Below are 26,489 nucleotides of genomic sequence, written 5' to 3'. Positions count from 1 at the left end.
ACTTGTATCAAAATTGTATTGAAGTTATTCAGTGACTCTATGCCAGAATTTAAGCATATTTAGCCTGTGTTTTCTTAGGTAGTTTAGCCAAAACCATCGCTCTCGAATCGGCTACTCTTTTTTTCAGCTCGGTTTCATTAAACACCTCCAGGTTTTCAACACGAATCCATTGTCGTTTAGCCATGTGATGGGCCTGTTGTATGCCATCTCTGGCCGTTAAGGCATCAAACTCTTCGGGATCACACTTTATAGAGAAACTGTTATCTTCATCGATAGCGATAATGAAATACATTTTTTCTTCAATCATAAAGCATAAATGTCCCCATTTCATTCCCTCGGTTGTACCAGGTAAATTCAGGCAATATTCTCTGAAAGATTCGATATCCATATTTTGTTTAGGGTTTAGGGTTTAGCGTTTAGGGTAGGATCAAAAATAATAACAAAAGATTAAAGCTGAAAGGGCAAAGAGAAAATTCTGGAGTCCGGAGTCTGATGTCTGATGATTAAAGCGGAATAACTTTACTCATTACTCAGGCTAATTATCTTGAAATCCAAAATCCTATTCATCCTGTTCCTATATTTGCATCATTATCTTGAAAAACCCAGGAATCCTTAAAATCTAAGTCCATGAATATTATAACGCCTACTGCTGATGGCTCGAATACACTCTACAATGAAACTATAGGCGAACACTACCACAGTAAACATGGCGCATTGCAAGAAAGCAAACATGTATTTATTGATGCAGGATTAAAATTTGCTTCCGCCGATCAGGGTGAAATCTCCATTTTGGAAGTTGGCTTTGGCACCGGACTCAATTTTATTTTAAGTTTCGAATATTGTGCAGTAAATAGTCTTCATCTTAATTATACCAGCATTGAGGCCTTTCCACTTACCACAGCAGTAATTGAGCAAACTGGTTATGCAGCATATGTGCCCGAGACAATATGGACCGATTTTATTTCAAATTATCCTGAGGCGTTAAAAGCCCCTCAAAAATTAACTTCGCTTTGCACCTTAGAAATTCCGCACACTACCCTGGCCGAATACCAGAGCGACCAAAAATTTGACCTGATTTATTATGATGCCTTTTCTGTACAACACCAGCCCGAAATGTGGAGTGATGAAATTATTGCTCATGCCTGCAGTTTCTTAAAACCCGGCGGAACTTTTGTTACCTATGCAATTACCGGAAAATTGAAAAGAGCCGTTAAGGCCTGCGGATTTACCATCGAAAAATTACCCGGTGCTCCTGGAAAAAGAGAAATGCTGAGAGCAACTAAGGCAGAGGGTTAAAAGGTTTAAGGCGTATGGTTTTATGCAATTTGCAGAAACACGTTAATAGAAGAACTGCCAGAAGTAACTAAACCTGGGTGAAGCGGCAGCCTCCGTTTTTCTACGGAGCTACAGCGCAACACAGGAATAACTTTAAAAAATGATGGTTAACTGCTTTCCGAAAAACTCCTGACATAATTCAGACTGCTATACAAAACCTCAATCCATATAATTTGTTAGCATATTATTAACATTCGTATCATGGAAAAAAGAATTTTAGGAAAAACCGATTTAAATATTGCACCCATCGTATTTGGAGGAAATGTATTTGGCTGGACGGTTGATGAGCAAAAATCGTTCGAGATATTAAACCAATTTGTAGAAAGTGGCTTCAATTTTATCGATACGGCCGATGTGTATTCGCGTTGGGTACCTGGCAATAAAGGTGGCGAATCGGAAACGATTATTGGCAAATGGCTTAAGAAACATAACAAACGCCACGACATTATTATCGCCACCAAGGTGGGCGCTGATATGGGCCAGGGCAAATCGTTAAAGAAAGATTACATCATAAACGAAGTAGAACATTCTTTATCACGCCTGCAAACAGATTATGTCGATCTCTATTTTTCCCATTACGATGACGAAAATACGTCAGTTGAAGAAACCTTAAGTGCTTACGAAACTTTAATCAAAGCCGGTAAAGTCCGCTGGATTGGTGCATCAAACTTTTCTGCTGATCGGTTAAAAGAATCTTTGATTTACGCTACCCAACATAGCCTGCCGCGTTACGAAGTTTACCAACCCGGATACAATCTTTACGACAGAGAAAACTTTGAGCAGGAACACGAAAAAATCTGTCTGGATTATGGCTTAGGTGTGGTGAGCTATTATTCGTTGGCCAGTGGTTTCCTAACCGGAAAATACCGTAGCGAAAATGATCTGAATAAAAGCCAGCGTGGTGGTGGCATTAAAAAATTCCTGAACGAACGGGGTTTTAAAATTTTAACAGCGTTAGATGAGCTTGCTGAGAAGCACCATGTTGAGCCAGCTTCGGTAGCGCTGGCCTGGTTAATTCATCACCCATCAGTCACCGCACCAATCGCAAGTGTTACCGATTTAAGTCAGTTAAAATCGTTTATTGAAGCAGCAAATTTAAAATTATCAACTGAAGATATTTCCCTTTTAGATAAAGCGAGCAGCTATTAAAAAATAATCTCTTATATTTAAATGCCCGATTAATGAAACAATTAATCGGGCATTTTGTATTAAACAGGATTTAAATTATATGAAAGACAAACTATCGTTTCTACCCAAGCTTGCACTGGTTCTTTTCTGTTTAATTAGCTTAACATACATTGCCATTTTAGGGCAATCGCTGTTAGCTCCTTTACTTTTCTCCTTTTTGATGGCAATTTTATTGCTGCCGGTGGGCAACTTTTTAGAACGGCGATTAAAATTTAAACGAAGTTTATCTACCATCGTTTCGGTCATCCTGATGATAGCTGTTATTGGGGGAATTATCTATTTCTTTGGCAATCAATTAAGCGATTTATGGGCAGATTGGCCTTTACTTAAAGAAAAAGCGAATGTTTCTTACCATGAACTCCAAAAATGGATTTCGCACACTTTCGGGGTAAATTCTCAGAAACAACTCGATTATTTAAATGACAGCACAGAGAAAGCTTTGGCTACCAGCGCTGCAATTGTAGCGACCACCCTGGCTACCCTATCTTCTACCCTGTTGTTTTTAGGTTTCACGCTACTTTTTACCTTCTTTATTTTAAACTACCGCAGGGTTTTATTTACGTTTTTAACTTCGGTGTTTAGAGAAGAACATAAAGAAAAGGTTTCCGAAATTGTTAGTCAGATTCAGTACATTATTAAAAAATATATCATCGGTTTATTTCTCCAGATGCTTATTGTTACGGTATTAATGATTATCGTACTGAGTTTATTAGGTGTTAAATATGCGGTCCTGTTAGGTCTGGTGGCCGGTATTTTTAATGTGGTGCCTTATCTGGGGATATTCTTTGCTCTTTTAATAAGCTGCCTGATTACTTTTGCAACAGCAGGTGCAGGTAAAGTACTCCTGGTTTTGATTGCTTTTGTTGGCGTTCATGCTATAGATGGAAATGTACTAATGCCACTGGTGGTGGGTTCGAAAGTAAAAATAAATGCTTTATTTGCCTTTATTGGTATTGTAGTGGGCGAAATGATTTGGGGCATATCGGGTATGTTCTTATGCATCCCTTATCTGGCCATGCTAAAAATAATTTTCGATAGAGTGGATAACTTAAAACCATGGGGCATTTTAATGGGCGAAGAACATAAACCCGACAAAAAGAAACGTGTTTACCGGATTACCAAAAAGATTAAATTAGAAGAAAAAGATTAATATGGCCGAAAACAGATCGCCTCATATTTTAAGCACTTCGGCCAATCTCTTAGGCATTTGCTTTATTGTACTTACTTCTTTAAAAAAACTTGCACTTACCGATGGTTCCTTAATTGATGAATTTGCAGTAGCTGCCGTTATGTTTTTTATGACCAGCTGCATCTTATCTTTTATCTCGATGAGAAGACAAAAAACGACAAGCCAGCGGCTAGAAAAAGTTGCCGACTTCGTATTTTTGTCTGGCTTATTGGTATTGTTTATTGCTACAATTTTAATAGCCTTTAATTTAATAAAATAGATTTCTGTTCATGAAACCCTTATTCGTACTCATCATCGTTTATGTGGCACTACTGGCCTTTGGTGGCCACACTACCTTTGATAAAGGAAATATTTTTGCAGGTAATATCGCCATGGGCGTGATGTTACTTTTTACCGCTATCGGGCATTTCAAGTTTAAAACCAGTATGGCTGCGATGATCCCCCTATTTATTCCTAAAAAAGTAGAAATTGTACTTTTAACAGGGGTTCTGGAAATCTTATTTGCAGTAGGATTGGCAATAGTAAGCACCAGACAATTGACCGGAATAGCATTGATTATTTTCTACATAGCCATTTTACCCGCAAATATTTATGCAGCCAAACACCGCATCAATTATGAAGATCTGCATAAACCAGGACCGGGACCAAAATATTTATGGTTCAGAATACCTTTTCAGCTTTTCTTAATCGCCTGGGTTTGGTACTTTAGCGTTCGATAAATATAGTTCAACCATAAAACATGCCTAACAATCCAATTCCTGCAAGTGCCGGTAATCCGGCTGATGCCTTTACCCGCTTACTCACTGTTTTAGATACGTTGCGTACGCAATGCCCCTGGGATAAAAAACAGACCATGGAAACACTGCGCCATTTAACTATAGAAGAAACTTATGAGTTGAGTGATGCCATTTTAGAGGGTGATTTAGACGAAATAAAAAAGGAACTTGGCGATGTGATGATGCACTTGGTTTTCTATTCGAGAATTGCTTCAGAAACCAACGATTTTAATATTACCGATGTGTTAAACGGAGTTTGCGATAAACTGGTAAACCGGCATCCACATATTTATGGCGATGTTGAGGTGCAGAACGAAGAAGATGTAAAACGCAATTGGGAACAGATAAAACTTAAAGAAGGCAACAAATCGGTATTGGCTGGTGTTCCATCTTCACTACCTGCGCTGGTTAAAGCTTCCCGTATTCAGGAAAAAGCCCGTGGTGTAGGTTTCGATTGGGAAGATAAAAATCAGGTTTGGGAAAAAGTAGAAGAAGAACTGCAGGAATTTAAAACGGAATTTAATGTTAGCGATAATAAAGCCATTGATATCGAAAAGGCAGAATCAGAATTTGGCGATGTACTTTTCTCCCTCATCAATTATGCACGTTTCATTAACATCAATCCCGAAAATGCATTAGAAAAAACGAATAAAAAATTTATTAAACGTTTTCAATACCTCGAAACCAAAGCAAAAGAAAACGGAAAAGCCTTAGCCGACATGACCCTTGCGGAGATGGACATCTATTGGAACGAGGCAAAGAAAATATAGCCAAAAGGAGTACAATCGCAAAATTCATATTAATTCTGCGAATGTAATCGCAAATTTTATATGAATTTTGCGATTTCAACCTTATTCATAAAATTCCCCATCTACGTAATACCATTTCCCGTCTTCTAACCTGAAATTAGATTTTTCATGGAATATTTCAGTTTGGAACTTCTTGTTCAGATAATAGGCTTTAAACTCCACGACATCAAAATCTGAAAAAACAATTTCGAGTTTTAGCCATTTTGTGTTTTTCGCACTGCTTAAATATGCGCTTTTCGAATGCCCTTTTCTTTTACTGGGGTGTGTGGTGTTGTAAAGATATCCATCATCAGCTACCACAAAAGCTGCATACCTTGAACGCATTAAAGCCGCTGCAGTGGGTGCCACTTTCGCTTTTAAATGATAAGGCTGGCAACAATTTTTAAAGCTGGTACCACTTCCGCAAGGACAGTTTATTAAATCCATGATTAAATTTTACGACACAAAAATATGATTTAATATTCCTGCTGCTAAAATTTCCGTAAAATTGCAGCTGAAAAATGAGGTATTTCTTTCACATTGCATATCAAGGCCAGTACTATAGTGGATGGCAAAAACAACCTGGGGTTAAAAGCGTTCAGGAAGTTATTGAGCAAACCCTATCGAAGATTTTAAAATCGCCTATTGCTATTAATGGCTGTGGACGGACAGATGCGCATGTACATGCCAGTCAGTTTTTTTTCCATGCCGATATTGAAAAAGATATTGATTTCGATCTGCTTTACATTTTGAATAAAGCCTTACCTTATAATATTGCGGTATTCGACATTATTAAGATGGAAGGTAAGCCTCATGCCCGCTTTGATGCTGTACAACGGAAATATGATTACTTTATCCATACCTATAAAGATCCTTTTTTAAGCACCCAGAGTTCCTTTTATCAATTGAACAATCTCGATTTTGATAAAATGAAAGCCGTTGTAAAATTATTACCCCAATATAAAGATTACAGGGCTTTTTGTACCCACCCTGATAAATACGAACATACCATCTGCAATGTAATGGAGGCCGATTTATTTGTAAATCCAAAGGGCGACAGGCTGAGGTTTCATATTGCCAGTAACCGCTTTTTGGGTAAAATGATTCGCATTATTATGGGTAAAATGCTAATGGTAGGCAAAGGAGAACTCAGCTTTGATGAATTTGAAAGCGAACTGATTACCTTACAGCCTTCAAAACTATCGTCACCTGCTCATCCCACAGGCCTATACCTTTCGAAAGTCACCTATCCTTATTTAAACCTCGAACCCAGGACTGAATTTATCCATAGTACACAAGGTACAGACTGGATTTCAATTGAAGTGTAGCGTTTTGATTTTGAACTCCGTTTAAGGGGTATGAAAGTTCAAATCTGTATATTCCTGTTTGCCCTGGTCTTATCTTTAGGCTGTAAAAAATCTACAACTGTAGATGTTTTATTGGATGGAAACTATACAGGTGTATTGGTAATTACCAATAGTACCAGATCTGTGCCCGTAACCCGCCCCATTTCAATCTCGTTACAGGGTGGGAAATTCAACATTACACCAGGGGCTGATGCCAACCTGAAACCATCGGGAGGCAAGGGAACCTATACTTTTAAAAACGGGATCGGATATTTCACTGATGAGGGTATTTGGACTGCAGATTTTGATTGGAATATGATTTTAAACGGCGAATACGATATCAGAAGTAGCGGAGTGGACTTAACCCTTAGAAAAAGGTTCAGTGCAAAAACAGATTCTTCGCTTACGACCTCTTATGCGACTATAGATTATGAATATATTTTAAAAAGAAGTAATTAATCCATATATAAATGAAAAAATTAATACCCTCCTTTTTAATCTTAGTTATGTTCGCTTTTGGATGTGAGAAGAAATCCGAAACAAAAACGACGAATTACGAATTTGAAATCAATACTTCAAAATCCATTGGTGCATCTACATTAGTACTACAAACGATTAGCGATAGCCGTTGCCCAATAAATGCTGATTGTATTAGCGCCGGGGGAGCAAAAGCATATTTCAAATTAACAGGCAATAATACTGATCAGGAAATTATCTTATGTAAAGGAGATTGTGGCACCTTAGCAAGTGTAGCCAACATTAAAATTAACGGCGTAGATTATTCACTCAAATTAATTGACATCACACCATATCCTCAACTCCAGAAAAGTAGTGTTACACAAACTGTAAAAGTTGAGTTGACAAGAGCTTAAGTTTAGGTTTGCTTGGGCATCGGAAATGATCTGTTCGGTGACCCAAGTTTTTTCCTTATTTAAACCGGATTGCTTTTAGCGGAGAAACCTTACTGATCAATAGCGAAGGGATAATCAAAACCGTTAAACACACCACTACCGTAACGATATTAAGCAGCAGCACATCGATAAAATGAAATTCTATTGGTGCATAAGCTAAAAAGTAAGAAGCCTGGTTAAGTTTGAAAATATGGGTAGCCTGTTGTAAAAAACCGAGGCCTAGGCCTAAAATATTTCCAAGTAATAAGCCAATACCAATTAAATAAGCTGCATTATAAAGAAAAATCTTCATAATGCTCCAGTTACTGGCGCCAAAAGATTTTAGCATCCCGATCATATTTGTTTTTTCTAAAATCATGATCAGCAATGCCGTAACCATGTTAATTACCCCTACAATGAGCATCAGGATTAAAAGCACTTTGGTGTTTACATCAAGAAGGCCTAACCAGGTAAAAATATTAGGAAAATTTTCTTCAATGGAATAGGAGCGCAAATTGCGTGGAAGCTTTTCATAAATATCATCGGCAATAGGCTTAAGTCTGTTAAAATCTTTGATCCTGATTTCTAAACCACCAATTTCATCGGCTTTCCAATTATTAAGGCGTTTAATGATGTTCAGGTTGCCCAGCACAAAGCCCTTATCAATATCTTCTACACCAATATCGTAAATGCCGACAATTTTAAATTTACGCGGTCGCAACTGGTTTTGAACAAAATACATGATAAAATCATCACCGGTTTTAAGCTTTAAGCGATTAGCGGTATAATTCGAAATGAGCAGTTCTTGCATGGCAGCCGTACTATCAGAAAAATCGATAATGGTTCCGCTGATAATGTGCTGTTTAATGTAATCCCATTTATAGTTTTTGTCTACCCCTTTAAAATTAATGCCTTCAATTTCATTATTGGCCGAAAGAATGCCCGGTTTTGTAGCAAAGGGATAATAATATTCAATATCGGGATTGTTTTTGAGCATCTTTTTCGTTTCTCCATCCAGTACAAAAGGAGAATGCTCAAATGAATTATTCAGGTCGTATCGGGTAATCTGTACATCGCCTAAATATCCCCGTACTTTATCCTGAATTTCAGTTTTAAAGCCTTTAATAATGGCTATAGAAAGAATCATAACAGCCAAACTCAACATCACGCCTGCTATTGCAATGCGGACAATAAGTTTTGAAAAAGTACGCTCAGATTTAATGGCTATCCGCCCTGCTATGAAATATTCGAAATTCAATTTAATCAATTTGTGGTAACAAAAATGCTCAATTCCTTTTTAAAAATGGCATTTTCGAAAATAAATAACCAACTTTAAACATCAGTCATTAAGTTATAACCAGAAAACACCAATAGCATAATTAAAATATGTTGTAAATTGTTTTGTTATAATACCGGAAGATTAGAATAATAATAAAAATGAAAAATTATATCAGCTTTGCGCTAACCAGTTTAATTGCATTATCGGCCTGCGGACAACCCAAACCGCTTGAACAGGAAGTTCTTGGAAAGAAAAGCCCTGAAAACAGAAAACTGATGATTAAGACTGTTAAACTACCCTCGACAATTAAAACCGGTGCAGAGCAGACCGAAAAATACCTGCCGCTTTTAAAAGGAAAACGTGTGGGTATGGTGGTTAACCCTACCTCGATTATTGGTGCGCAGACTTCGGTTGATAGCCTGTTGAAACGAGGGGTTAAAATCCAGAAGATATTTGGTCCTGAGCATGGCTTTAGAGGCAACGCCAGTGCTGGTGTTACCGTTAATGATGATGTTGATACCAAAACAGGAATAAAAGCCATTTCACTTTATGGCAAACACAGTACCCCTACAGCTGAAGATTTAGCCGATATCGACATTATGGTGTTCGATATTCAGGATGTTGGAGTTCGTTTTTACACTTATATCAACACGCTGCAACACGTTATGGAAGCTTGTGCAGCAAACAATAAAACGTTGTTGATTTTAGATCGCCCGAATCCAAATGGCTATTTAATCGATGGACCAATTTTAGATCCTAAATTTAAATCGGGTATTGGCGTACAACCTATCCCAATTGCTCATGGCTTAACGGTTGGGGAATATGCACAGATGCTAAACGGTGAAGGCTGGCTAAAAGATAAGGTGAAATGTAAGATTACCATTATCAAAAACGCCGGTTATAATCATGATATGGAGTACACTTTACCTGTTAAACCTTCTCCTAACCTGAATACACAGCAATCTATTTTGCTTTACCCTTCTACCTGTTTATTCGAGGGTACGTATTTAAATCACGGACGTGGCACAATGTTTCCTTTTACTGTTGTTGGAGCACCTTACCTTAAGGGGAAATTTGATTTCAGTTTTACGCCGAAAAGCATAAAAGGTATGTCTGAAACGCCATTATTTCAAGATCAGGTTTGTTATGGTTTAGATTTAAGAACTTACGATACTTCAAAACTGGTAAAATCAAAACAGGTAAACATTAGCTGGTTAATTGAGCTGTACAAGGCATCGCCAAGAAAGGAAGATTTCTTTAATACCAAACTGAGTAAAGAAATGGGTACTATTGAAAGATTAGTTGGTGTGGCAGATTTCAGGCAACAGGTAATTGATGGAAAGAGTGAAGCCGAAATTAGAGCAAGCTGGGAACCAGGCTTAAGTGCTTATAAAACCATGCGCAAGAAATATTTGCTTTATAATTAAGGAGTGAATGACAGAAGGATTGAATGATTGAATTGTCCTTGCAATTATTTTCAAACTTAACAGAAGGAGCTTTGTTATTATAGATAATGGATAGGCGCTATGCTATTCAATCATTCAAACTTAATCATTACAACCATGAGCGGTCCAAAAATTAAAAGTGATAAACCAGGAAGCAATTATCAGGAAGAAGTACCTAAAGGCCGGGAACCTGTTGACCATAAAACGGTGCGGCACGCAAATGACAGTACACCCAATAAAGCACCAAAAACAAGTAACCCGGCTAAGCAGCGTGAGCTTGAGGAGCAACCTGTTCATCCGATAAAAAAGGCGCCTAAGGAATAAAAAGTTACACCAGTTAATCGTGAATTAGTGTAATTAAATTTTTAGTGCAAAACAAAATGTGGCGCCTTGCCCCTCTTCGCTCTCTACCCAAATTCTGCCCCCTTCATTTTTGATAATTTCTGCCGAAATGTAAAGCCCCAGGCCTAAACCCGGATAGGTATGTTGCAAATTTCCACCCACCCGATAAAACTGATCGAAAACCATGTGCTGTAGCGCTTTCGAAATTCCGATTCCATAATCGCGTACACACAAAATAACTTCATCGTTCAATGCATAAGTATGCACATCAATCTGATTGGCATCGCTAGAATATTTAATGGCATTTGATAAAAAATTGGTGATCACCTGGCCAATACGTTCGCGATCGACATAAACCCAGCTGTTGCTTTTAAAATCGGTTTTGATCTGATGTTTAGACGTGATATGCTGCATTTCATCTACTATTTCTCCTACAGCCTGATCAAAATCAAATTTTACGGGATTAAAAGTCATTTTGCCCGATTGTATTTTGGTTACATCAAGCAAATCGCCAATTAAACCGGTTAAGCGGTTCAATTGTAAATCCATTTTGCGTACCATGCCAGCCTTTTTCTCATCACCTTCATTCCTGATCATCTTCTCCAATACCTGGGCATACGCTTTTATACTGGTTACCGGCGTTTTAAGCTCATGACTCGCAATGCCCAAAAATTCGTCCTTCTGTTGCTGAAGCTGAACTTGTTTCGTCACATCCATTGCTGCATGTAAAATGGCGTAAACCTTTCCCTGGGCATTCCTCAAAGGTTTATAGGTAAAATTAAACCAAAGCTTTTCCATCTTACCGTTAACAGGTAATACCGCCTCCTGCTGATCGGCATGATAAGGAATTCCTGTACGATAAACCTCTTTTAAGATATCGATAAAAGGTTGTCCTTTTAACTCAGGGATGGCTTCTTCCATCGGCTTTCCGATTACGCGCTTATCTTTCCCCCAAAACCGCAGCATTTCATCGTTAGCTAGCGAGATGATAATATCTTCCGTTTCATAATAACCTGTGGCCATTGGGGTATCCAATAATAAATTCCTGAAACGTTCTTCGCTTTTAGCCATTTCCATCCGCGAATGTACCAGCGAGGTAATTTCGTTCGCAACGACCATAATGCCAGTTACGATATTATGCTGATCGCGGATAGGATCGTAAACAAAATTGAAATAAAAATCCTGAAGCACACCATCACGCTCCAACCTCGCCATTGTCTCGTAGCCATAGTGGGCAACGCCTGTTTGGTAAACCTCAGTTAGCAAATCGGGAAAGGGTTGTCCTTTCAATTCAGGCAAACCATCAATTAAATTTAGTCCGATTACTGCTTCTGTTTTACCCCATAGTTTTAAAAGATCAGCATTTGCCTGTTCGATTATGAAATTTTCGCCCCTCAAAATGCCAATGGCTACAGGTGCATCCTGAATCATCTTGCGAAAAAGTTCTTCACTGGCTTTAACCTTTAATCTGGCATTTACCAGTTCGGTAACATCAGTTGCATTATTCAAAATCCCCCAAACCTTGCCATCATTGTCTTTTAGGGGTTTATAAATAAAATCGAAATAAAAGGTCTGTAAAACACCATCGTTAATCAGCATTACCCGGTCTTCTTTGGTTTCGTAAGCAATACCGGTTTCGCGTACGTCCTGAAGGATCTCTAAAAAAGGCTGCTCTTTAAGCTCTGGCAAAGCAATGGCAAGTTCTTGTCCAATAACCGAATGATCTCTTCCCCATGCTTTAAGCATTGCTTTATTAGCAACTTTAATGTTCATTTTCTCCCCAATATACAGTCCGATCGGCATTGGAGATTCTTCGATTAACGTATAAAAAACAGCAGCGTTATCGTCAAGGTTAATTTGCATAAAGGGATAAAAAAAACAAATATAATGGGTTTTCTATTTACTACCTGATTTTAAGAATGATAATAAAACTTTCTCGTCATGTGCCAAACCTAATTTACCCGATACTTTATTATTATTCATTTTTTTCATGTATTTACTTAGCTCATTATTTTCGTAAGCGGTAAGCAATAATGGATATACGTAAGAACTCTTGCAAACAGCTCTCGTATTGCCTAATTTTTTTGCTACACAATCTAAAACCGTTACAATTGTTTTTTTCGAATTCAGGTTCAAATTTTCGTCAGCACTGCACTTCGAAAACTGGCGTAATGCCTCTAACGTTCCGCCCCAGGTTCTAAAATCTTTTGCGGTAAAGTCGTCGCCTGTAATTTCTTTAATGTAAGTATTGATTTTGCCCGAATCGATACTTTTATGCTCTTTTCCATTCGAATAAAACTGAAATAATTCCTGCCCGGGGATGTCCCTGCATTTCTTAACCAGTTTTGCCAGCGACCGATCATTTAACTCAACTTTCTGCTGAACGCCTTTTTTGCCAACAAAATCCATGGTGATTGTACTACCGTTTATTTTAACATGTTTATCCCTAAGTGTAGTTAAACCAAACGAGCCATACAGTTGCTTATAACTTTCGTTACCCACACGGATGAGTGTTTTTTGGAGTACATCTACCGAAATGGCCAGTACTTTGCGTTCGTCGAAATCTTTTCTTCGCAAGTCTTTTTCCAGATTTTTACGCGCATTGGGCAATGCTTTTCCAAATTCCAATAAACGGAAATATTTATCCTCCGATCGGCGACTTGTCCACTTGGCGTGATATTTATATTGTTTCCTCCCGGCAGCATCAATACCTGTAACCTGAAGGTATGCATTTTGTTTATTGGCAATCCATACATTTTGCCATGCTGGTGGAATAACCAAAGCTTTTATCCGATCGAGGTGTTTCTCATCGGTGATTTTGTTTCCATCTTTATCTTCGTAATGAAATTTACCTGGTTTTCCTTTACGGTAAATCCCAGGTAGCGCATCAGTTACATATACTAATCCACTTGCCCGAACAACATCTTTGCCTTGTACCATTTTTTGCCTATAAGTATGGGTTTATTTTTAGTTATTTTGCAAAACTTTAACGCGGGCAGCCGCGTTATTTTAAAACACAACACTTTCTTTATGAAAATAGTTTTTATGGGCACGCCCGATTTCGCGGTAGCCTCTTTAGATGCCATCGTGCAAGCCAATTTCGATGTAGTTGCAGTAGTTACTGCGCCAGATAAACCTGCCGGCCGCGGCCAAAAACTGAATGAAAGTGCCGTAAAAAAATATGCAGTAGAAAAAGGAATCCCTGTTCTACAGCCTGAAAAGTTAAAGAATCCTGAATTTATAGAGGAACTGAGATCTTATCAAGCCGATTTACAAGTGGTTGTGGCTTTTAGGATGTTACCGGAAATAGTTTGGAATATGCCAGCTAAAGGAACCATCAATTTACATGGTTCGCTGTTGCCGCAATACCGCGGTGCTGCCCCGATTAATCATGCCATTATAAACGGCGAAAAAGAAAGTGGTGTTACTACATTTTTCCTTAAACAGGAAATTGATACAGGCGATATTATCCTCAGCGACAGTGTTCCCATCGCCGACGATGAAACTGCGGGTGACTTGCACGATAAACTGATGGTTGTTGGTGCAAATCTTTTGGTAAAAACACTTCATGCTGTTGAAGCCAATAATATAACCGAACAGCCCCAGCCACAAAATGATGATTTAAAACATGCACCAAAGATTTTTAAAGAAGATTGCAAAATCGACTGGAACAATCCAGCGCAAACCATTCATAATTTAATCCGCGGTTTAAGCCCTTATCCAACAGCTTTTACCATACTTAATGACAAAAACTTAAAGGTATTTAAGGCCGAAATAGAAGATAAAGAACCAGGTATTGTTGCCGGAGGCTTTTTAACTGATGGTAAAACTTATTTAAAATTTGCCGCAAAAGATGGCTTTATCAAACTTTTAGATATCCAGTACGAAGGCAAAAAGCGAATGCTGATTGAAGATTTTTTAAGGGGAATGCGATTGTAATTAAGAATTTGAGTTGTCAACTTTAATAGCCGTTTTGCTAAAAAGTTGACAACTCTTCTAATAGATTTTACAACAGCATGAAAGATGCTGAAATAAATTTAGCATGACGATAGAGATATTAGCGGAACCGAAGCACCACAGGTTTTGCTTTCCAAACAAATAATTAATTTAGGTTAAAGATCTCAGCATTCTATTGGCGATTTGAAAGAATCTCTACGTAGCATGAAAGATGCTGAAATAAATTCAGCATGACGGCAGAGGTACTAGCTGAACCGAAGCACCGCAGGTATTGCTTTCCAAAAAATAATGAATTTAGGTTATCTGTTGGCGACTTGAAAGGATCTCTACGTAGCATGAAAGATGCTGAAATAAATTCAGCATGACGGCAGAGATATTAGCGGAATCGAAGCACCACAGGTATTGCTTTCCAAAAAAATAATTAATTTAGGTTATCTGTTGGCGATTTGAAAGGATCTATTTAGCAAGAAAGATGCTGAAATAAATTCAGCATGACGACAGAGGTGCTAGCGGAACCGAAGCACCACAGGTATTGCTTTCCAAAAAAATAATGAAATTAGTTTATCTGTTGGCGATTTGAAAGGATCTCTACGTAGCATGAAAGATGCTGAAATAATTCAGCATGACGAAAGAGATACTAGCGGAATCGAAGCACCACAGGTATTGCTTTCCAAAAAAATAATGAATTTAGGCTAAAGATCTCAGCATTCTGTTGTCAATTTGAAAGGATCTATACAGCATGAAAGATGCTGAAATAAATTCAGCATGACGGCAGCGGTAGTCTTTACGCCAAGACCATGGAATAGCATTATAAATGATTCAATTTCTCAATCAAAAATTTCGATATCTCGTTAAAATAACGTTTCCTGCCATACCCCATCACCCATTGAATACCCTGGGTGGCATTGGTGATAAAAACTTCTTCGGCTTCCTTTAATATTTCGGGGTTAATCTGTGCTTCGATTAACGGCATGTCGTGCATTTTACACAACTGCATAATGGCGGTACGCATTACACCACTAATGCAACCCTCAGCAAGTGAAGGGGTATAAATCTGTTTGTTATACACCACAAAAACATTGGCACTGATGCTTTCGCAAAGAAAACCATATTGGTTCAGAATCATGGCCTCATCTAAACGGTTCTGACTTTTAAAAAGTCCGGCCATTACATAAAGCAGTGCATTGGCTGTTTTAAAATTCGAGAGTTTATTAACGGGTTTCGTCATTTCGTCAAAAACATCAATGATTAAACCTTTGCTGTTCAACTCATATGTAGATGCTTTTAAAGGAATGCCTTCCAAAATGTAACCTGCTTTATTTATTTCGGGGGTGTAAACGCCTGCTCCTCCCCTGTAAACCGAAAGGCGGAAACGAACATTACCATTCCATTTATTGCGTTTGGCCAAATCGGCGGTTTTCTGACGCAGAAAATAATCATCCATCAAAGCGTGACCGTCAATTTTAAGCGCTTTCATGCCAGCCGTTAATCTATCGGCATGTAAGTCGGCAAATTGCAGCTTATTATTGATCATCCGCATACTTTCGAACAATCCATCGCCAAATTTGAAACTTCTGTTTGAAGCTGTTAAAATCGGGGCATCTACCGCCTGGAATTCATCATTAAATAAAAGGTACTCCTGAAGCATATTTTATGATGTAGCGATATAATTTTCCCACTTGGTTAAGCCAGCTTTAAAATCGGGCGGCAACGGCGATTCAAAATACATATACTCTTTAGTGCTGGGGTGAATAAAACCCAAACTCTGTGCATGTAAAGCCTGACGGGGCAACAATTCAAAACAATTATCTACAAACTGTTTGTACTTGTTAAACGTAGTTCCTTTTAAAATCTTATCACCACCATACATGGCATCATTAAAAAGCGGATGCCCGATGTGCTGCATGTGCGCCCTGATCTGGTGCGTACGACCAGTTTCAAGCTCACAGCTGATCAAGGTAACATAACCCAAACGTTTTAATACCTTATAGTGCGTTACAGACCATTTCCCTTTTTCTTCATCATCGTAAATATCCATCACACGGCGGTCTTTCGCACTTCTGCCAATGTAACCGGTTACGGTTCCATCGTTTTCGATATCGCCCCAAACCAGTGCAATATATTTACGGGTAATGCTGTGATCGAAAAACTGGCGGGCCAAATGTGTAATCGATTTTTCATTTTTACTGATCAGCAATAAACCCGAGGTATCCTTATCAATGCGGTGAACCAACCCTGGCCTGCCATCATTACCCGGCAGCTGAGGGAGTTGCTCAAAATGGAATGCCAAAGCATTAACCAAAGTTCCGGTATAATTATTAAAACCAGGGTGTACAACCATTCCGGCAGCTTTATTTACGACCAAAAGATCGCTATCCTCGTAAATGATATCAAGTGGTAAATCTTCAGGATAAACTTCGGTGTCGCGTGGTGGATGCGGTAAAACAATCGATATTTCATCATAAGGCTTAACCTTATAACTCGCTTTTATCTGTTTTTGATTAACCAGCACATTCCCCGCATCAATTGCATTTTGAATACGGTTTCGGGAGGCATTTTCTACGCGAACCATCAAAAATTTATCAATGCGCAGCAAAGACTGCCCCTTATCGACAATTATTTTTAAATGTTCATATAATTCCTGCTCTTCTGATTCCTGCAATTCGACCACATTTTCCATGGCGCAAAAATAAACTTTTAACTTCAAGAATTTTTCAATGATTGCAGTTTTCGGAAAAACAGCCCTATCTTTACTGTCAATCAAAACATTCTAAATTTTTTATATGAAAAAATGCTACTCTTTAAAGGCGTTATGCGCCTTATTTTTATTGGTAACGGCTCAAAAAGCAAGTGCCCAACAAGATGTTGGAGACCTGTTTGTGGGCGGACCGGCTGATGCAACTAAATTGGTAAATGCCTATTTTGACCCTTTGTACAAAGGTTTGGGTTTGGGATTGACTGATGGATGGTCGAACACGGCGAAATCGAAAGGATTTTTAAAGTTTGATGTAAGGGTTTCCGGATCGGCAGCTTTTGTCCCTCAATCGGGCAGAAGTTATGATGTAAATGCATTAGGACTAAGCAACATTAAACCCGCACCCGGTGCATCTTCCATAGGCCCGACGGCATTTGGTGATGACCATGAAGGTGGCAAAATGCAAATTTACACAAGCAGTGGTATCCCTACAGGTAAGTTTTTTAACCTTCCTCAAGGTGTAGGTTTCCATGTGGTTCCATCATTGCAGATACAGGCTACTTTGGGCTTACCTAAAAACATTGATGTTACTTTAAGAGCGATGCCAAAAATTAAATTAGGCAGCGACTTAGGCAGCTTATCAATGATCGGCTTCGGTGCTAAAGTTGAACTTTTACCGCTTTTTATGGGTTCAACTACAGAGAAATTAGTTCCTGTTGATATTGCAATAGCAGGAGGTTTTACCCAGTACAAATATAATTTGCCTTTGAATATCAATAATACGACAAATTCAGATCAGCATATTGATGCCAAATTCAATGGTGTAAATTTTGACGCCATCGTTTCTAAAAAGATCCTGTTCTTCACCCCTTTTGCCAGCATCGGTTACCAAACCTCGAACACCAATTTAAAGGCACTTGGTACTTATAAATTTGAAGATGGTGGTAGCAATGCCACTTATGTTGATCCCATTTCGGTGAAACAAACGGATATTGACGGCGTAAGGGGAAGTTTAGGCTTCCAGTTGAAATTCGGTTTCTTTAAATTTTATGGTTCATATACTGCTGCAAAATACAGTATGGTTAATGCTGGTTTCGGTTTCGGTATTGGCAAGTAATTAATATAACGTGGTATTATTAAGGTAGTATGGTCATTCTGAGCTTGTCGAAGGAGGTTTTATATATTTAAACCGTTTCGACAGGCTCAACCTGACATATTCTAATTCAAATTAATGATACCGCTTTTATTTATTTTTACACGTGTTCGAAGAAATATATAGTCCTGTACAAAAAATAACATTTGCACCTTTCAACAACCTGTTTGTTAAAAGGGATGATCTTATTGACCCTTATATTTCAGGCAATAAATGGCGGAAGCTAAAATATATTTTAGCCAGGGCCAAAGCAGCACACAAATCGCATCTGGTTACCTTCGGGGGCGCCTATTCTAATCACCTTGTAGCCACCGCAGCCGCAGCATCTAGATCAGGCTTAACCGCTACCGCTTTTGTACGTGGCGAAGAGGTAAAGAATGAGCTATTATTGCTGTGCCGTTTATTTGGAATGAAACTCATTTTCACCGACCGCGAAAGTTACCGGGATAAGCAAAAACTGTTTCAACAGCATTTTGGAAATGACCAGCAGGCTTATTTTATTGATGAAGGCGGGGCCTCGGCTGAAGCCACTACAGGCTGCGCAGAGGTAATCAGCGAATTGACAGAAACATACGACCACATTTTTTGTGCTGCCGGAACAGGAACCACTGCTGCAGGCTTATTGAACGGTATCCAGCAACAGGGTTTAAGCACAAAACTCCATATCATACCCGTACTAAAAGGGGGCTTGTTTATTAAAGATGAAATAGCTAAATATACTCCCCTATCCAATCATCTTGAGCTTCACCTCGATTATCATTTTGGCGGATATGCAAAAACCACTCCTGAATTGATCAGTTTTATCAAAACCTTTACTTCAAAAACCGGACTGCTTTTAGATCCGGTTTATACGGGGAAAATGTTTTATGCCATCCAGGACCTGGTAAAACAAGGCATTATTGGTAAAGATGAAAAAGTACTGGCCATTCATACGGGCGGGCTAATGGGGATATTTGGCATGAAGGATAAGTTTTAACAAACAGCCTTCATTATTTATAGACTCCAAAAACAAACTGAATAAAAAAAGGGTCCTCATTGCTGAGGAACCCCAATAAGATCTCTAAAATCGTCCCGTGATTTGATTCTTGTTATAAAAGTATCGCTCCTTTCTTTGGAATGAAATAAAAATAGAGCAAGGCTACAATATAATAGATGAAGATGCACTATCTATATACATTGAATAATAAATCAGCTCACATCATCGGCATTTAGTTCTTTTTATGATCTTCTTTCATTAAAAACCTGAAATTCGGCAATGGATGGTGTCTCTTTGGCATGTGTAATACGGATGCGAACTTTACTGGTCCAAATGCGATCGAAGCGGTGAATTTTAATGCGGTCTTCATTTTTTCCCTCAAAAGCTTTTTTCCATTCCGCACCGTTCCAATATTCAAGTACATAAGTATCTATATTTTCTTTTTGCTCTGCTACAACAATCATATTTATAGCTTTTTCATTCTTAAAATCAACTTCGTACCAAGGATTTGTGACCGCACTATTCGATTCCCATGATGACCTGTAGCTATCGTCATTTGCAAAGTCCATAATATTCATATCGTTGCTCCAGCTCGAGTTGCTTGCCTGACTTTTGGCGAGGTTACTGGATATGATCGGCAAAGCCAATGGCGGGAGTGTTTTGGTTGGCCCTTCATTCTTCCATAATTGGCCAACTTCTTTTAAGGCAGCCAGTGCATTATCATCAATTAAACCATCTTTGTTTGGCGCTACATTGAGAATAAAGTTACAGCTTGCAGCATTTAAAGGTTTAATTAACCCATCTACAATTTCCTGAGGTTTTCTTACCGGAACCGTTGGAAAATCGGTTTTCCAAAACCATGAAGTATTAATAGGTAAACAAGCTAAAGTTGGCATCACTTTGCTTTCTTTGGGCATCCGCTGACCTGCGCCCATTTCGTAAGTTTTAATGTCAGTATAATAAAGTCCTTCAGATGGATATTTTGCGCCGTTTAAATCCATCACTAAGCAATCAGGCTGCAGCGTTTTAATCAAAGTATAAATATCTTCGAAAGGCACATCATCATAAGAGATTCTCGACCAGGGTGCATCCCAACCATCAATAATTAAAGCTTCAATTTTGCCGTATTTGGTTAACAGCTCGGTTAATTGTTGTTTAATCATATCGATATGTTTTGGCGTAATCTGATTGGGTCTCAATTTATGGTGTGTATCCAAAATGGAATAGTACAGCATCACTTTTAATCCATTTGCCCGGAAAGCGTCGGTAAACTGCTTTACCACATCTTTTCCATAAGGACTGTTCATTACATTATAATCGGTGCTTTTGGTGTCCCAGATACAAAATCCGCTGTGGTGTTTGGTGGTTAAACAGCCATAACTCATGTTAGCCGATTTAGCCGCTTTGGCCCACTGGTTTGCATCGAGCTTTTTAGGATTGAACAATTTTGGAGAAGCTTCAGGATCAGGCCAATCTGCATTTGCATAAGTTGGAATGTTATAATGGATGAACATGCCAAAACGCAGGTCAACAAATTGCTGCTGAAGTGTATTTAATTTCTTCGAGGCATCAGTAGGAGTCTCTTGCGCTGAGGCGCCGAAGGAAAGCAGCATGAAAACAATTACTAAAACGTTTTTCTGAATGGTTACGAGTTTCATTTTTGTGCGTAGTATAGTTTAAGAATGTGGAATGGTTTTTCGGTAAAGTTAATTTTCTTAAACGATATTGCACAATATATCTGGTGTTATGTTCAACATAAAAAGGGGCATATCACCTCCTGCAAATTGCGCAGAAAAGCGCTGATTTGTAATTTTATGCTGCATAATCTGTGTGGTTATTGTTTACCGATCAATCGTTTTCACGCACTTTGTTCCAGATATCAGCGTAAAGTTCTTCGTTGCGTTTAAATTGCAGGTGTACATAAGGGCAGAGTGGAATTACCTTCAGCTTATTTGTACGCACATAATTGACCATTGCATCAAGCAATAGCTTTGCGTAACCTTTGCCTTCTTTTTCGGGATCAATTTCGGTATGATAAACGGTTAGGTCTCCTCCCTGAATATCAAAAACCATTTCTCCATATTTTTCACCTTCATCATAAAGTTCGAAGGCGCTCGGCTCTTCCTTTTGGATATTTAATTTAACTTCTGCCATAATTTACTTAATATAATTTTTAAAATTTGATGCTCCACTGATGCAGTATTAAATAGCTGCCAAATCGATTAAAGGTAACCAATATCTGTTGATTTATGTATATCGATCATCATACCTTAACTGTTTTATGACCTGGCATTCTTTAGCGCCTTATTCTTCTTACCCCAGGCACTTAATTGACAAAAAATGGGGAGAAAATCCAAGGCTATCGGCGTTAGCTCATATTCTACCCTAGGCGGAACCTCTGCATAAACGGTTCTTTTAACCAGCTCGTCCTGCTCTAATGCACGCAATTGCAAGGTCAACATCCGTTCTGTTATATATGGGAATTCTCTTTTCAGTTCGCTAAACCTCAATTTTCGGTTTCCAAGTTTATCCAATATTACAATTTTCCATCTCCCGCCTATTTTGTTGGCGGCGTAAGTCAAATCGCAATCTGTTATAAATTTTTCGTTGAGGGTATAGGTCGAATTTTCTTTTCTTGCCGTCATTACTTACAAATTTGTTTGTACCATACAAATGGTGGTGTATCCTATAAAAATACGTGGTATGGCTTATTATTGCAAGGTCATTTTAATCACAAGAAAATTTGGACTTATATTTAACCGGAAAAACGGCATTGGTAACCGGAGCCTCTAAAGGAATTGGCCGAGCAATAGCAAAAGAACTGGCAAAAGAAGGGGTAAAAGTTTTTGCCACAGGCCGCAACCAACAATCATTAGATAACCTTTTCACTGAGATTGTTGCCGAAGGCAGCCCCGCTCCCATTGTTTTTGCACAAGACCTATTGGCGTCTGACGCACCTTACAAAATTGCCACCGCAGCCTTAGCTTCACTTGGCCATATCGACATCCTCATCAATAATGCAGGGCAAAGTCAGCCTGTAGATGTTGCAGGTCCGGAAGAACCCTGGACCAGATCGATGGCTTTAGATTTTGAGCGGCCCAGGCTACTCACGCAAGCGTTATTACCACATTTCATAGACCGGAAACAAGGCACAATACTTAATCTGACCAGTACTTACGAATTACGCTCCCTAAATGTTTCTGCGGTGGCCAAGGCGGCAGTGGCCATGTGGTCGAAACAACTTGCCGGTGAGTTGGGCAAATATGGAATCAGGGTAAACTGTTTGAAACCGGGACTTATCGACACTGAAAACATCAAGCCTTATTTCCCTGGCGATGAACGCCGGAAATATGCAGAAAGTGAAATCCCTTTGCAAGATTTTGGTGAAGTGCAGGATATGGCAAATATGGCTGTTTTCCTGGTTTCGCCACGGGCTAAATATGTAACAGGAACGGTTTCGGTGGTGGATGGCGGAGCAAGGCGTTCGGCATTCTGATACTTACTATTAAACAGGAAATAAGAGAATCAATCAGTTTATCGAATTTACGATGAAGCAGTTTATAAACGATCAAAGCCCATAGAAAAAATGAGTCTATATAACTTTCGCTGTTTTAAAACATAATTACAGTAGAACTGTAAGACTACCACTAAATTGCTTACAGTCTGGAGCTAAATTGATTACATAAAAATAAACACCTGCAGGTAGTGCTGTACCATTCATCTTTCCATCAAAAGATTTTTGATAACCTTCAGAGGTAAAAACCACATTGCCATTTCTGTTAAAAACTTTCACACTTGCCTTAGGATATTGATTAATATTTTTGATTTGCCATATATCATTAATCCCGTCATCGTTAGGACTAATTGAACTGGGAATCTCTATTGTCTTTTCAGAAAATATAACAGGTACAGCAGCCCTTTCACTTTCACATGTTCCATTTGCCAAACTAATGAAGAAAGTAGAAGACCTTGATATTTTCAATTTAAAAATACCCGTTTCATTACTGGCCAATAAATTTCCATTTGTAGCTTTATCATACAGATTAAAGACTCCTGAAGTGGCGGCACTAGCCCTGATCATACCATCACCTTCTGCGCAAAGCAAAGATGGGCTTACAATAGGCGGACTGATGACTTCTCCTAAATTGGAAATTGTAAAACTGAGGCTTTGTTCAGAACAAACGGAGTTACTATTATCTGTTATGGTTAAAGTGTAAATACCTTTCTTAACATTGTTTAATTCAGCTTTTGTAGATATAATTTCATGATCAGCATTTCTCCAAACATATTGATAGGGAACAATACCACCCTGAATAGAAATATTTGTAATAGACCCTACCCCCATTCCACAACGATCATCCATAATATTTGCACTTTCAGCATCAATTAAAAGCGGAATAATCTTTTTAATTACATAGGAATTATAAAAACTCTCGCATCCGTTTTCATCTTGTAGATAAAGCTGATAATTTCCTTCACTTAAATTTAAAATTTCATTATTATCACCTATTTGTGCTCCTGCCTCATTTAACCACTTAAATCTGACCGCCCCCTGGTAACTTGAGACATTTACTTTAATTGCACCATTGTTCAAATTACAGGTTGCAGGCGTAACCGCAAATGGAAAATCGGGATAAGCTTCGGGACTTTGTCGGATGATGTTAAAAGTACGATTAGCTGTACAGTACCCATTACTAACGATTAAGGTATATTTTCCCGCAGCCAAATTTTCGAGTTCAGGCTTATCCCCTACCAATGCACCAGATCCGTTAATCCATTTAAAGTTAAAATTGGCATCTGAAGATGTAATAACAAGTTTTTTAATATAACCGTCATCTGCCATACAGCTCGCATTTTGTATGTCTGCTGTTTGATCGCTTATGGTTATTGCATTTAATATCGGAATATCAAAATCGTAGAACGCCGCTCCACAAGTACCTTCATCACTTACCTCAAGATAATACTTTCCCCCAGGTACATTAGTTAGTTCACTATCTCGGCTGATTATTTTTCCTTCTCCATCCTTCCAAACCAGTTTAATTTTACCCACACCTGAAACAATAATATTTGTAATGCTGCCATTTGCGCTGCCACAGCCAGCTTTAGTAACATTAACCTTATCATTGTCTATTGAAGGCACACCCTTAGCCAGAATTTCGAAAGGACCAAAAATTGCGGAGCAGTCATCAGAAGTCAGTACCTGTAATGTGTATTTCCCACTTTTCACGTTGCTCAGGGTCAAACTGTTTCCTTTTACTTCTCCCTTTTCATTTATCCATTTCAATGATTTTGTGGTAAAATCACTTTGGTTAGATATAAAAAGATTTTTAATTCCGCCATCTGATTGATTACAGTTTTCAGGACTAATAGACATAATGCCCGTAAAAAGCTGAGGCTGCCCGTCTTTTACCTGATAGGATAAAGTTTGTGTTTTACAGGTGGTACCTAAAAATGCCTGAAAGGTGTATATATCAGGTTTAACATTTATTAGTTCTTCTGTATTTCCTACAAAATTACCCTTACTATCTTTCCACTGTATGCGTGTTGCCCCCTGAACTTTTAAACCTTTAATGGATCCATTGGCCAGGCCGCAACTGGTATTTTTAACAATAACATTTCCAGCCAGAAAGCTGAGGCCAAGGAATTTAGATGTCCGGTTATTTATGCTAGCTGATGCGGTAAAACCGATATCAGAAGGAATAGTGATACTCCAGTTACCTGATGCATCGGCCGTAGTAGTTGCGGCATAAGCTTTAGCTTCACATTGCATACATTCGCCATCGGTATATACTTCAATTTCAGCATTAGGAGTAGCTGTACCAATCAGCGTTCCATTACTATAACTTGTAATGCTTATCACCGGAAGCTCTACCTTGCTATTTTCAGGTTTATAAACAATGCTCTGTGCAGTACAATAAATCGAATTTCTCTGCAAAAGGATATCACCACAATTATTTGCATAAACACCTGGTCCAAATCCTCCATATTTGTTGTTGGCCAATGTATTTGCCTGTGCTCCATCCTTTCCACCGATCAATACGTTATTGCAAGCATCGAAATTAAGCAAAGAATGCGCATAAGAACCTTGGGCATTTAGCGCACCTACACCGAAGCTATTCCCCTGTATAAGCATTGTAACCGATATATCCTTAAAACTGAAACCGGCACTCATCGAAGTAAAATTATTAAGTAGTTCTACTCTTTTGAAATTTTGAATGTTATGCGGTTCTGATAAACCACCTTTAAGCAGCTCATCGCCAAAAACATTATTTTTAATCACGCAGATTTCACCTCTTTGCTGCGCACTTTGTGTAGATGGATCAATACCGGTAATCAGCATGCCATTGTAAATATATCCACACTGATTGCCTTCTGCCTTGGTATCACCCCCGATTACAATATTATCACATTGATAAAACCTTAACATAGAACCAAATGCAGTTCCCAATAATTCGGTACGTTCCGGATTGAAGGCAAACCAATTGTTTGAAACTTTGATTTTATTGCACTTGAACATATTAATATTCACATCGATGTTACCATATACATTTCCTTTATTTGGCGCCCCTATAATAATATTTTCGCAATTATTGAGAGAGATTGGAGTAGACGATCTTGAGGCTCCATTGGCAAAAAAAGAAAAGTAAAAGCCGTAGATTTCCAGATTCTTTAAATTCGTGCCTGAAAAACCAATCGGAGTTATATTAGAAATGTAGGATATACTGGTTTTCATGGTTACTTTTGCGCTAGATAAGCCTAGTCCAGGTCCAGATAAAGTTGTGGCATCGATTATTAAGTTTGACGAAAGTATTAATGGGCTCTCTATACTAATCAGAGCCGGCAGATTGGTGATATTGAAATAAATATAGTCTGTTTCGGCAATACCATTAGCTGCCGCCATTTGCAGCGCTTCCCTTAATGAACCTATCCCATTGTCTGCATTACTGCTAACAGTGAAAACAGCAGCTCTTAAAGCATACGAACACAAAACAAAAAGTAACAGAAGAGCGATAATCTTTCGCATGTTTAATAAGAAAATTTAGACGTGCAAATATATAAAACCTGTAGAGTTTAATATAACTGTCTATGCAATGAGTTTGCAAAGCATTCAATAAGGTAATTATTTGAAC

26 protein-coding genes are annotated in these 26,489 nt (G+C 38.4%); 15 read left to right on the top strand and 11 right to left on the bottom strand.

The genetic code is table 11. The annotated features are described in order from the left end of the window. Nucleotides 1–49: 49 nt before the first annotated feature. Nucleotides 50–388 carry an MmcQ/YjbR family DNA-binding protein gene (locus tag AC07YT_RS15740; RefSeq protein ID WP_086547316.1) on the bottom strand — a complete coding sequence of 113 codons (339 nt, stop codon included), beginning with the start codon at nucleotides 386–388 and terminating at the stop codon, nucleotides 50–52. Nucleotides 389–627: 239 nt separating this feature from the next. Here AC07YT_RS15740 and mnmC2 point away from each other — a divergent pair, with 239 nt between their 5' ends. The 6 genes from mnmC2 (at nucleotide 628) to mazG (ending at nucleotide 5,258) form a co-directional block, all read left to right on the top strand. Further along, entirely contained in the window at nucleotides 628–1,296 is a 669-nt protein-coding gene (mnmC2, locus tag AC07YT_RS15735) for a tRNA (5-methylaminomethyl-2-thiouridine)(34)-methyltransferase MnmC2 (RefSeq protein ID WP_086547317.1), read from the top strand. 240 nt (nucleotides 1,297–1,536) lie between these two features. Next, complete coding sequence (locus tag AC07YT_RS15730; protein WP_086547318.1) at nucleotides 1,537–2,484, top strand: aldo/keto reductase; 948 nt, start codon at nucleotides 1,537–1,539, stop codon at nucleotides 2,482–2,484. A 79-nt stretch (nucleotides 2,485–2,563) separates the two neighbouring features. Further along, nucleotides 2,564–3,673 carry an AI-2E family transporter gene (locus AC07YT_RS15725; RefSeq protein WP_086547319.1) on the top strand — a complete coding sequence of 370 codons (1,110 nt, stop codon included), beginning with the start codon at nucleotides 2,564–2,566 and terminating at the stop codon, nucleotides 3,671–3,673. A gap of 1 nt (nucleotide 3,674) precedes the next feature. Beyond that, a complete protein-coding gene (locus AC07YT_RS15720; RefSeq protein WP_086547320.1) occupies nucleotides 3,675–3,971 on the top strand; it encodes a hypothetical protein in 297 nt (98 codons plus the stop codon). Nucleotides 3,972–3,981: 10 nt separating this feature from the next. Continuing rightward, nucleotides 3,982–4,431, top strand: coding sequence for a DoxX family protein (locus AC07YT_RS15715; RefSeq protein ID WP_086547321.1), 450 nt, complete (start codon nucleotides 3,982–3,984; stop codon nucleotides 4,429–4,431). Nucleotides 4,432–4,451: 20 nt separating this feature from the next. Next, a complete protein-coding gene (gene mazG, locus AC07YT_RS15710) occupies nucleotides 4,452–5,258 on the top strand; it encodes a nucleoside triphosphate pyrophosphohydrolase (RefSeq protein WP_086547322.1) in 807 nt (268 codons plus the stop codon). Between the two features lie 81 nt (nucleotides 5,259–5,339). Here mazG and AC07YT_RS15705 read toward each other — a convergent pair whose 3' ends face one another. After that, the gene (locus AC07YT_RS15705) at nucleotides 5,340–5,723 is read right to left on the bottom strand and encodes a YchJ family protein (RefSeq protein ID WP_494945398.1); all 384 of its coding nucleotides are present in this window, start codon (nucleotides 5,721–5,723) and stop codon (nucleotides 5,340–5,342) included. Nucleotides 5,724–5,797: 74 nt separating this feature from the next. Here AC07YT_RS15705 and AC07YT_RS15700 point away from each other — a divergent pair, with 74 nt between their 5' ends. From AC07YT_RS15700 to AC07YT_RS15690, 3 genes are read left to right on the top strand one after another with little or no spacing between them, the layout of a single operon-like run. After that, complete coding sequence (locus AC07YT_RS15700) at nucleotides 5,798–6,604, top strand: tRNA pseudouridine synthase A (RefSeq protein ID WP_086547323.1); 807 nt, start codon at nucleotides 5,798–5,800, stop codon at nucleotides 6,602–6,604. A gap of 30 nt (nucleotides 6,605–6,634) precedes the next feature. Next, on the top strand, nucleotides 6,635–7,081 hold the full coding sequence (locus tag AC07YT_RS15695; protein ID WP_086547324.1) for a hypothetical protein: 447 nt from the start codon (nucleotides 6,635–6,637) through the stop codon (nucleotides 7,079–7,081). Between the two features lie 11 nt (nucleotides 7,082–7,092). Beyond that, a complete protein-coding gene (locus AC07YT_RS15690) occupies nucleotides 7,093–7,494 on the top strand; it encodes a hypothetical protein (protein WP_086547325.1) in 402 nt (133 codons plus the stop codon). A gap of 55 nt (nucleotides 7,495–7,549) precedes the next feature. Here the strand turns inward: AC07YT_RS15690 and AC07YT_RS15685 are convergent, their stop codons facing one another. Continuing rightward, complete coding sequence (locus AC07YT_RS15685; RefSeq protein WP_086549382.1) at nucleotides 7,550–8,770, bottom strand: ABC transporter permease; 1,221 nt, start codon at nucleotides 8,768–8,770, stop codon at nucleotides 7,550–7,552. Nucleotides 8,771–8,949: 179 nt separating this feature from the next. On the opposite strand from AC07YT_RS15685, the gene AC07YT_RS15680 reads away from it, so the two are divergent. Both AC07YT_RS15680 and AC07YT_RS15675 read left to right on the top strand, forming a co-directional pair. Next, a complete protein-coding gene (locus tag AC07YT_RS15680) occupies nucleotides 8,950–10,218 on the top strand; it encodes an exo-beta-N-acetylmuramidase NamZ family protein (protein WP_086547326.1) in 1,269 nt (422 codons plus the stop codon). A 135-nt stretch (nucleotides 10,219–10,353) separates the two neighbouring features. Next, complete coding sequence (locus AC07YT_RS15675; RefSeq protein ID WP_494945397.1) at nucleotides 10,354–10,560, top strand: hypothetical protein; 207 nt, start codon at nucleotides 10,354–10,356, stop codon at nucleotides 10,558–10,560. Nucleotides 10,561–10,593: 33 nt separating this feature from the next. On the opposite strand, the gene AC07YT_RS15670 is transcribed toward AC07YT_RS15675, so the two are convergent. Together AC07YT_RS15670 and AC07YT_RS15665 are read right to left on the bottom strand one after the other, a co-directional pair. Next, entirely contained in the window at nucleotides 10,594–12,441 is a 1,848-nt protein-coding gene (locus AC07YT_RS15670; RefSeq protein WP_086547328.1) for a PAS domain-containing sensor histidine kinase, read from the bottom strand. A 33-nt stretch (nucleotides 12,442–12,474) separates the two neighbouring features. After that, nucleotides 12,475–13,518, bottom strand: coding sequence for a DNA topoisomerase IB (locus tag AC07YT_RS15665; RefSeq protein ID WP_086547329.1), 1,044 nt, complete (start codon nucleotides 13,516–13,518; stop codon nucleotides 12,475–12,477). Between the two features lie 90 nt (nucleotides 13,519–13,608). On the opposite strand from AC07YT_RS15665, the gene fmt reads away from it, so the two are divergent. After that, on the top strand, nucleotides 13,609–14,517 hold the full coding sequence (gene fmt / locus AC07YT_RS15660) for a methionyl-tRNA formyltransferase (protein WP_086549383.1): 909 nt from the start codon (nucleotides 13,609–13,611) through the stop codon (nucleotides 14,515–14,517). Nucleotides 14,518–15,343: 826 nt separating this feature from the next. Here the strand turns inward: fmt and AC07YT_RS15655 are convergent. Further along, a complete protein-coding gene (locus AC07YT_RS15655; protein ID WP_086547330.1) occupies nucleotides 15,344–16,183 on the bottom strand; it encodes an aminotransferase class IV in 840 nt (279 codons plus the stop codon). Between the two features lie 3 nt (nucleotides 16,184–16,186). Next, on the bottom strand, nucleotides 16,187–17,215 hold the full coding sequence (locus AC07YT_RS15650) for an RluA family pseudouridine synthase (protein WP_029278929.1): 1,029 nt from the start codon (nucleotides 17,213–17,215) through the stop codon (nucleotides 16,187–16,189). A gap of 103 nt (nucleotides 17,216–17,318) precedes the next feature. On the opposite strand from AC07YT_RS15650, the gene AC07YT_RS15645 reads away from it, so the two are divergent. Continuing rightward, nucleotides 17,319–18,347 carry a DUF6588 family protein gene (locus tag AC07YT_RS15645; protein WP_086547331.1) on the top strand — a complete coding sequence of 343 codons (1,029 nt, stop codon included), beginning with the start codon at nucleotides 17,319–17,321 and terminating at the stop codon, nucleotides 18,345–18,347. 142 nt (nucleotides 18,348–18,489) lie between these two features. Then, complete coding sequence (locus AC07YT_RS15640; protein WP_086547332.1) at nucleotides 18,490–19,359, top strand: 1-aminocyclopropane-1-carboxylate deaminase/D-cysteine desulfhydrase; 870 nt, start codon at nucleotides 18,490–18,492, stop codon at nucleotides 19,357–19,359. A gap of 242 nt (nucleotides 19,360–19,601) precedes the next feature. Here AC07YT_RS15640 and AC07YT_RS15635 read toward each other — a convergent pair whose 3' ends face one another. The 3 genes from AC07YT_RS15635 to AC07YT_RS15625 all read right to left on the bottom strand — a co-directional run bounded on the left by AC07YT_RS15635 (nucleotide 19,602) and on the right by AC07YT_RS15625 (nucleotide 22,004). Continuing rightward, nucleotides 19,602–21,017 (bottom strand): alpha-L-fucosidase, encoded by a 1,416-nt coding sequence (locus tag AC07YT_RS15635; RefSeq protein WP_086547333.1) that lies wholly within the window; start codon nucleotides 21,015–21,017, stop codon nucleotides 19,602–19,604. Nucleotides 21,018–21,207: 190 nt separating this feature from the next. Next, nucleotides 21,208–21,513, bottom strand: a complete 306-nt coding sequence (locus tag AC07YT_RS15630) for a GNAT family N-acetyltransferase (protein WP_086547334.1) — start codon at nucleotides 21,511–21,513, stop codon at nucleotides 21,208–21,210. A gap of 125 nt (nucleotides 21,514–21,638) precedes the next feature. Continuing rightward, entirely contained in the window at nucleotides 21,639–22,004 is a 366-nt protein-coding gene (locus tag AC07YT_RS15625; protein WP_086547335.1) for a winged helix-turn-helix transcriptional regulator, read from the bottom strand. A gap of 98 nt (nucleotides 22,005–22,102) precedes the next feature. Between AC07YT_RS15625 and AC07YT_RS15620 the strand changes: the two genes are divergently transcribed. Beyond that, a complete protein-coding gene (locus AC07YT_RS15620) occupies nucleotides 22,103–22,855 on the top strand; it encodes an SDR family NAD(P)-dependent oxidoreductase (protein WP_086547336.1) in 753 nt (250 codons plus the stop codon). A gap of 126 nt (nucleotides 22,856–22,981) precedes the next feature. Here AC07YT_RS15620 and AC07YT_RS15615 read toward each other — a convergent pair whose 3' ends face one another. Next, a complete protein-coding gene (locus AC07YT_RS15615; protein ID WP_086547337.1) occupies nucleotides 22,982–26,383 on the bottom strand; it encodes a T9SS type B sorting domain-containing protein in 3,402 nt (1,133 codons plus the stop codon). Nucleotides 26,384–26,489: the final 106 nt, after the last annotated feature.

It is taken from the genome of Pedobacter sp. GW460-11-11-14-TSB4, from assembly GCF_059423705.1.
Note: the sequence above shows the minus strand (reverse complement) of the source record. Positions and strands in the feature narration are given on the sequence as shown.

Excerpts from the sequence above, each read along its gene's own strand:
- AC07YT_RS15650 (WP_029278929.1), bottom strand. The coding sequence starts at position 17,215 with ATGGAAAATGTGGTCGAATTGCAGGAATCAGAAGAGCAGGAATTATAT.
- AC07YT_RS15715 (WP_086547321.1), top strand. The coding sequence starts at position 3,982 with ATGAAACCCTTATTCGTACTCATCATCGTTTATGTGGCACTACTGGCC.
- AC07YT_RS15720 (WP_086547320.1), top strand. The coding sequence starts at position 3,675 with ATGGCCGAAAACAGATCGCCTCATATTTTAAGCACTTCGGCCAATCTC.
- AC07YT_RS15695 (WP_086547324.1), top strand. The coding sequence starts at position 6,635 with ATGAAAGTTCAAATCTGTATATTCCTGTTTGCCCTGGTCTTATCTTTA.
- AC07YT_RS15665 (WP_086547329.1), bottom strand. The coding sequence starts at position 13,518 with ATGGTACAAGGCAAAGATGTTGTTCGGGCAAGTGGATTAGTATATGTA.
- AC07YT_RS15675 (WP_494945397.1), top strand. The coding sequence starts at position 10,354 with ATGAGCGGTCCAAAAATTAAAAGTGATAAACCAGGAAGCAATTATCAG.
- AC07YT_RS15670 (WP_086547328.1), bottom strand. The coding sequence starts at position 12,441 with ATGCAAATTAACCTTGACGATAACGCTGCTGTTTTTTATACGTTAATC.
- AC07YT_RS15730 (WP_086547318.1), top strand. The coding sequence starts at position 1,537 with ATGGAAAAAAGAATTTTAGGAAAAACCGATTTAAATATTGCACCCATC.
- AC07YT_RS15635 (WP_086547333.1), bottom strand. The coding sequence starts at position 21,017 with ATGAAACTCGTAACCATTCAGAAAAACGTTTTAGTAATTGTTTTCATG.
- AC07YT_RS15630 (WP_086547334.1), bottom strand. The coding sequence starts at position 21,513 with ATGGCAGAAGTTAAATTAAATATCCAAAAGGAAGAGCCGAGCGCCTTC.
- AC07YT_RS15700 (WP_086547323.1), top strand. The coding sequence starts at position 5,798 with ATGAGGTATTTCTTTCACATTGCATATCAAGGCCAGTACTATAGTGGA.
- AC07YT_RS15655 (WP_086547330.1), bottom strand. The coding sequence starts at position 16,183 with ATGCTTCAGGAGTACCTTTTATTTAATGATGAATTCCAGGCGGTAGAT.
- mnmC2 (WP_086547317.1), top strand. The coding sequence starts at position 628 with ATGAATATTATAACGCCTACTGCTGATGGCTCGAATACACTCTACAAT.
- AC07YT_RS15740 (WP_086547316.1), bottom strand. The coding sequence starts at position 388 with ATGGATATCGAATCTTTCAGAGAATATTGCCTGAATTTACCTGGTACA.
- AC07YT_RS15705 (WP_494945398.1), bottom strand. The coding sequence starts at position 5,723 with ATGGATTTAATAAACTGTCCTTGCGGAAGTGGTACCAGCTTTAAAAAT.
- AC07YT_RS15645 (WP_086547331.1), top strand. The coding sequence starts at position 17,319 with ATGAAAAAATGCTACTCTTTAAAGGCGTTATGCGCCTTATTTTTATTG.
- AC07YT_RS15725 (WP_086547319.1), top strand. The coding sequence starts at position 2,564 with ATGAAAGACAAACTATCGTTTCTACCCAAGCTTGCACTGGTTCTTTTC.
- fmt (WP_086549383.1), top strand. The coding sequence starts at position 13,609 with ATGAAAATAGTTTTTATGGGCACGCCCGATTTCGCGGTAGCCTCTTTA.
- AC07YT_RS15615 (WP_086547337.1), bottom strand. The coding sequence starts at position 26,383 with ATGCGAAAGATTATCGCTCTTCTGTTACTTTTTGTTTTGTGTTCGTAT.
- AC07YT_RS15690 (WP_086547325.1), top strand. The coding sequence starts at position 7,093 with ATGAAAAAATTAATACCCTCCTTTTTAATCTTAGTTATGTTCGCTTTT.
- mazG (WP_086547322.1), top strand. The coding sequence starts at position 4,452 with ATGCCTAACAATCCAATTCCTGCAAGTGCCGGTAATCCGGCTGATGCC.
- AC07YT_RS15625 (WP_086547335.1), bottom strand. The coding sequence starts at position 22,004 with ATGACGGCAAGAAAAGAAAATTCGACCTATACCCTCAACGAAAAATTT.
- AC07YT_RS15680 (WP_086547326.1), top strand. The coding sequence starts at position 8,950 with ATGAAAAATTATATCAGCTTTGCGCTAACCAGTTTAATTGCATTATCG.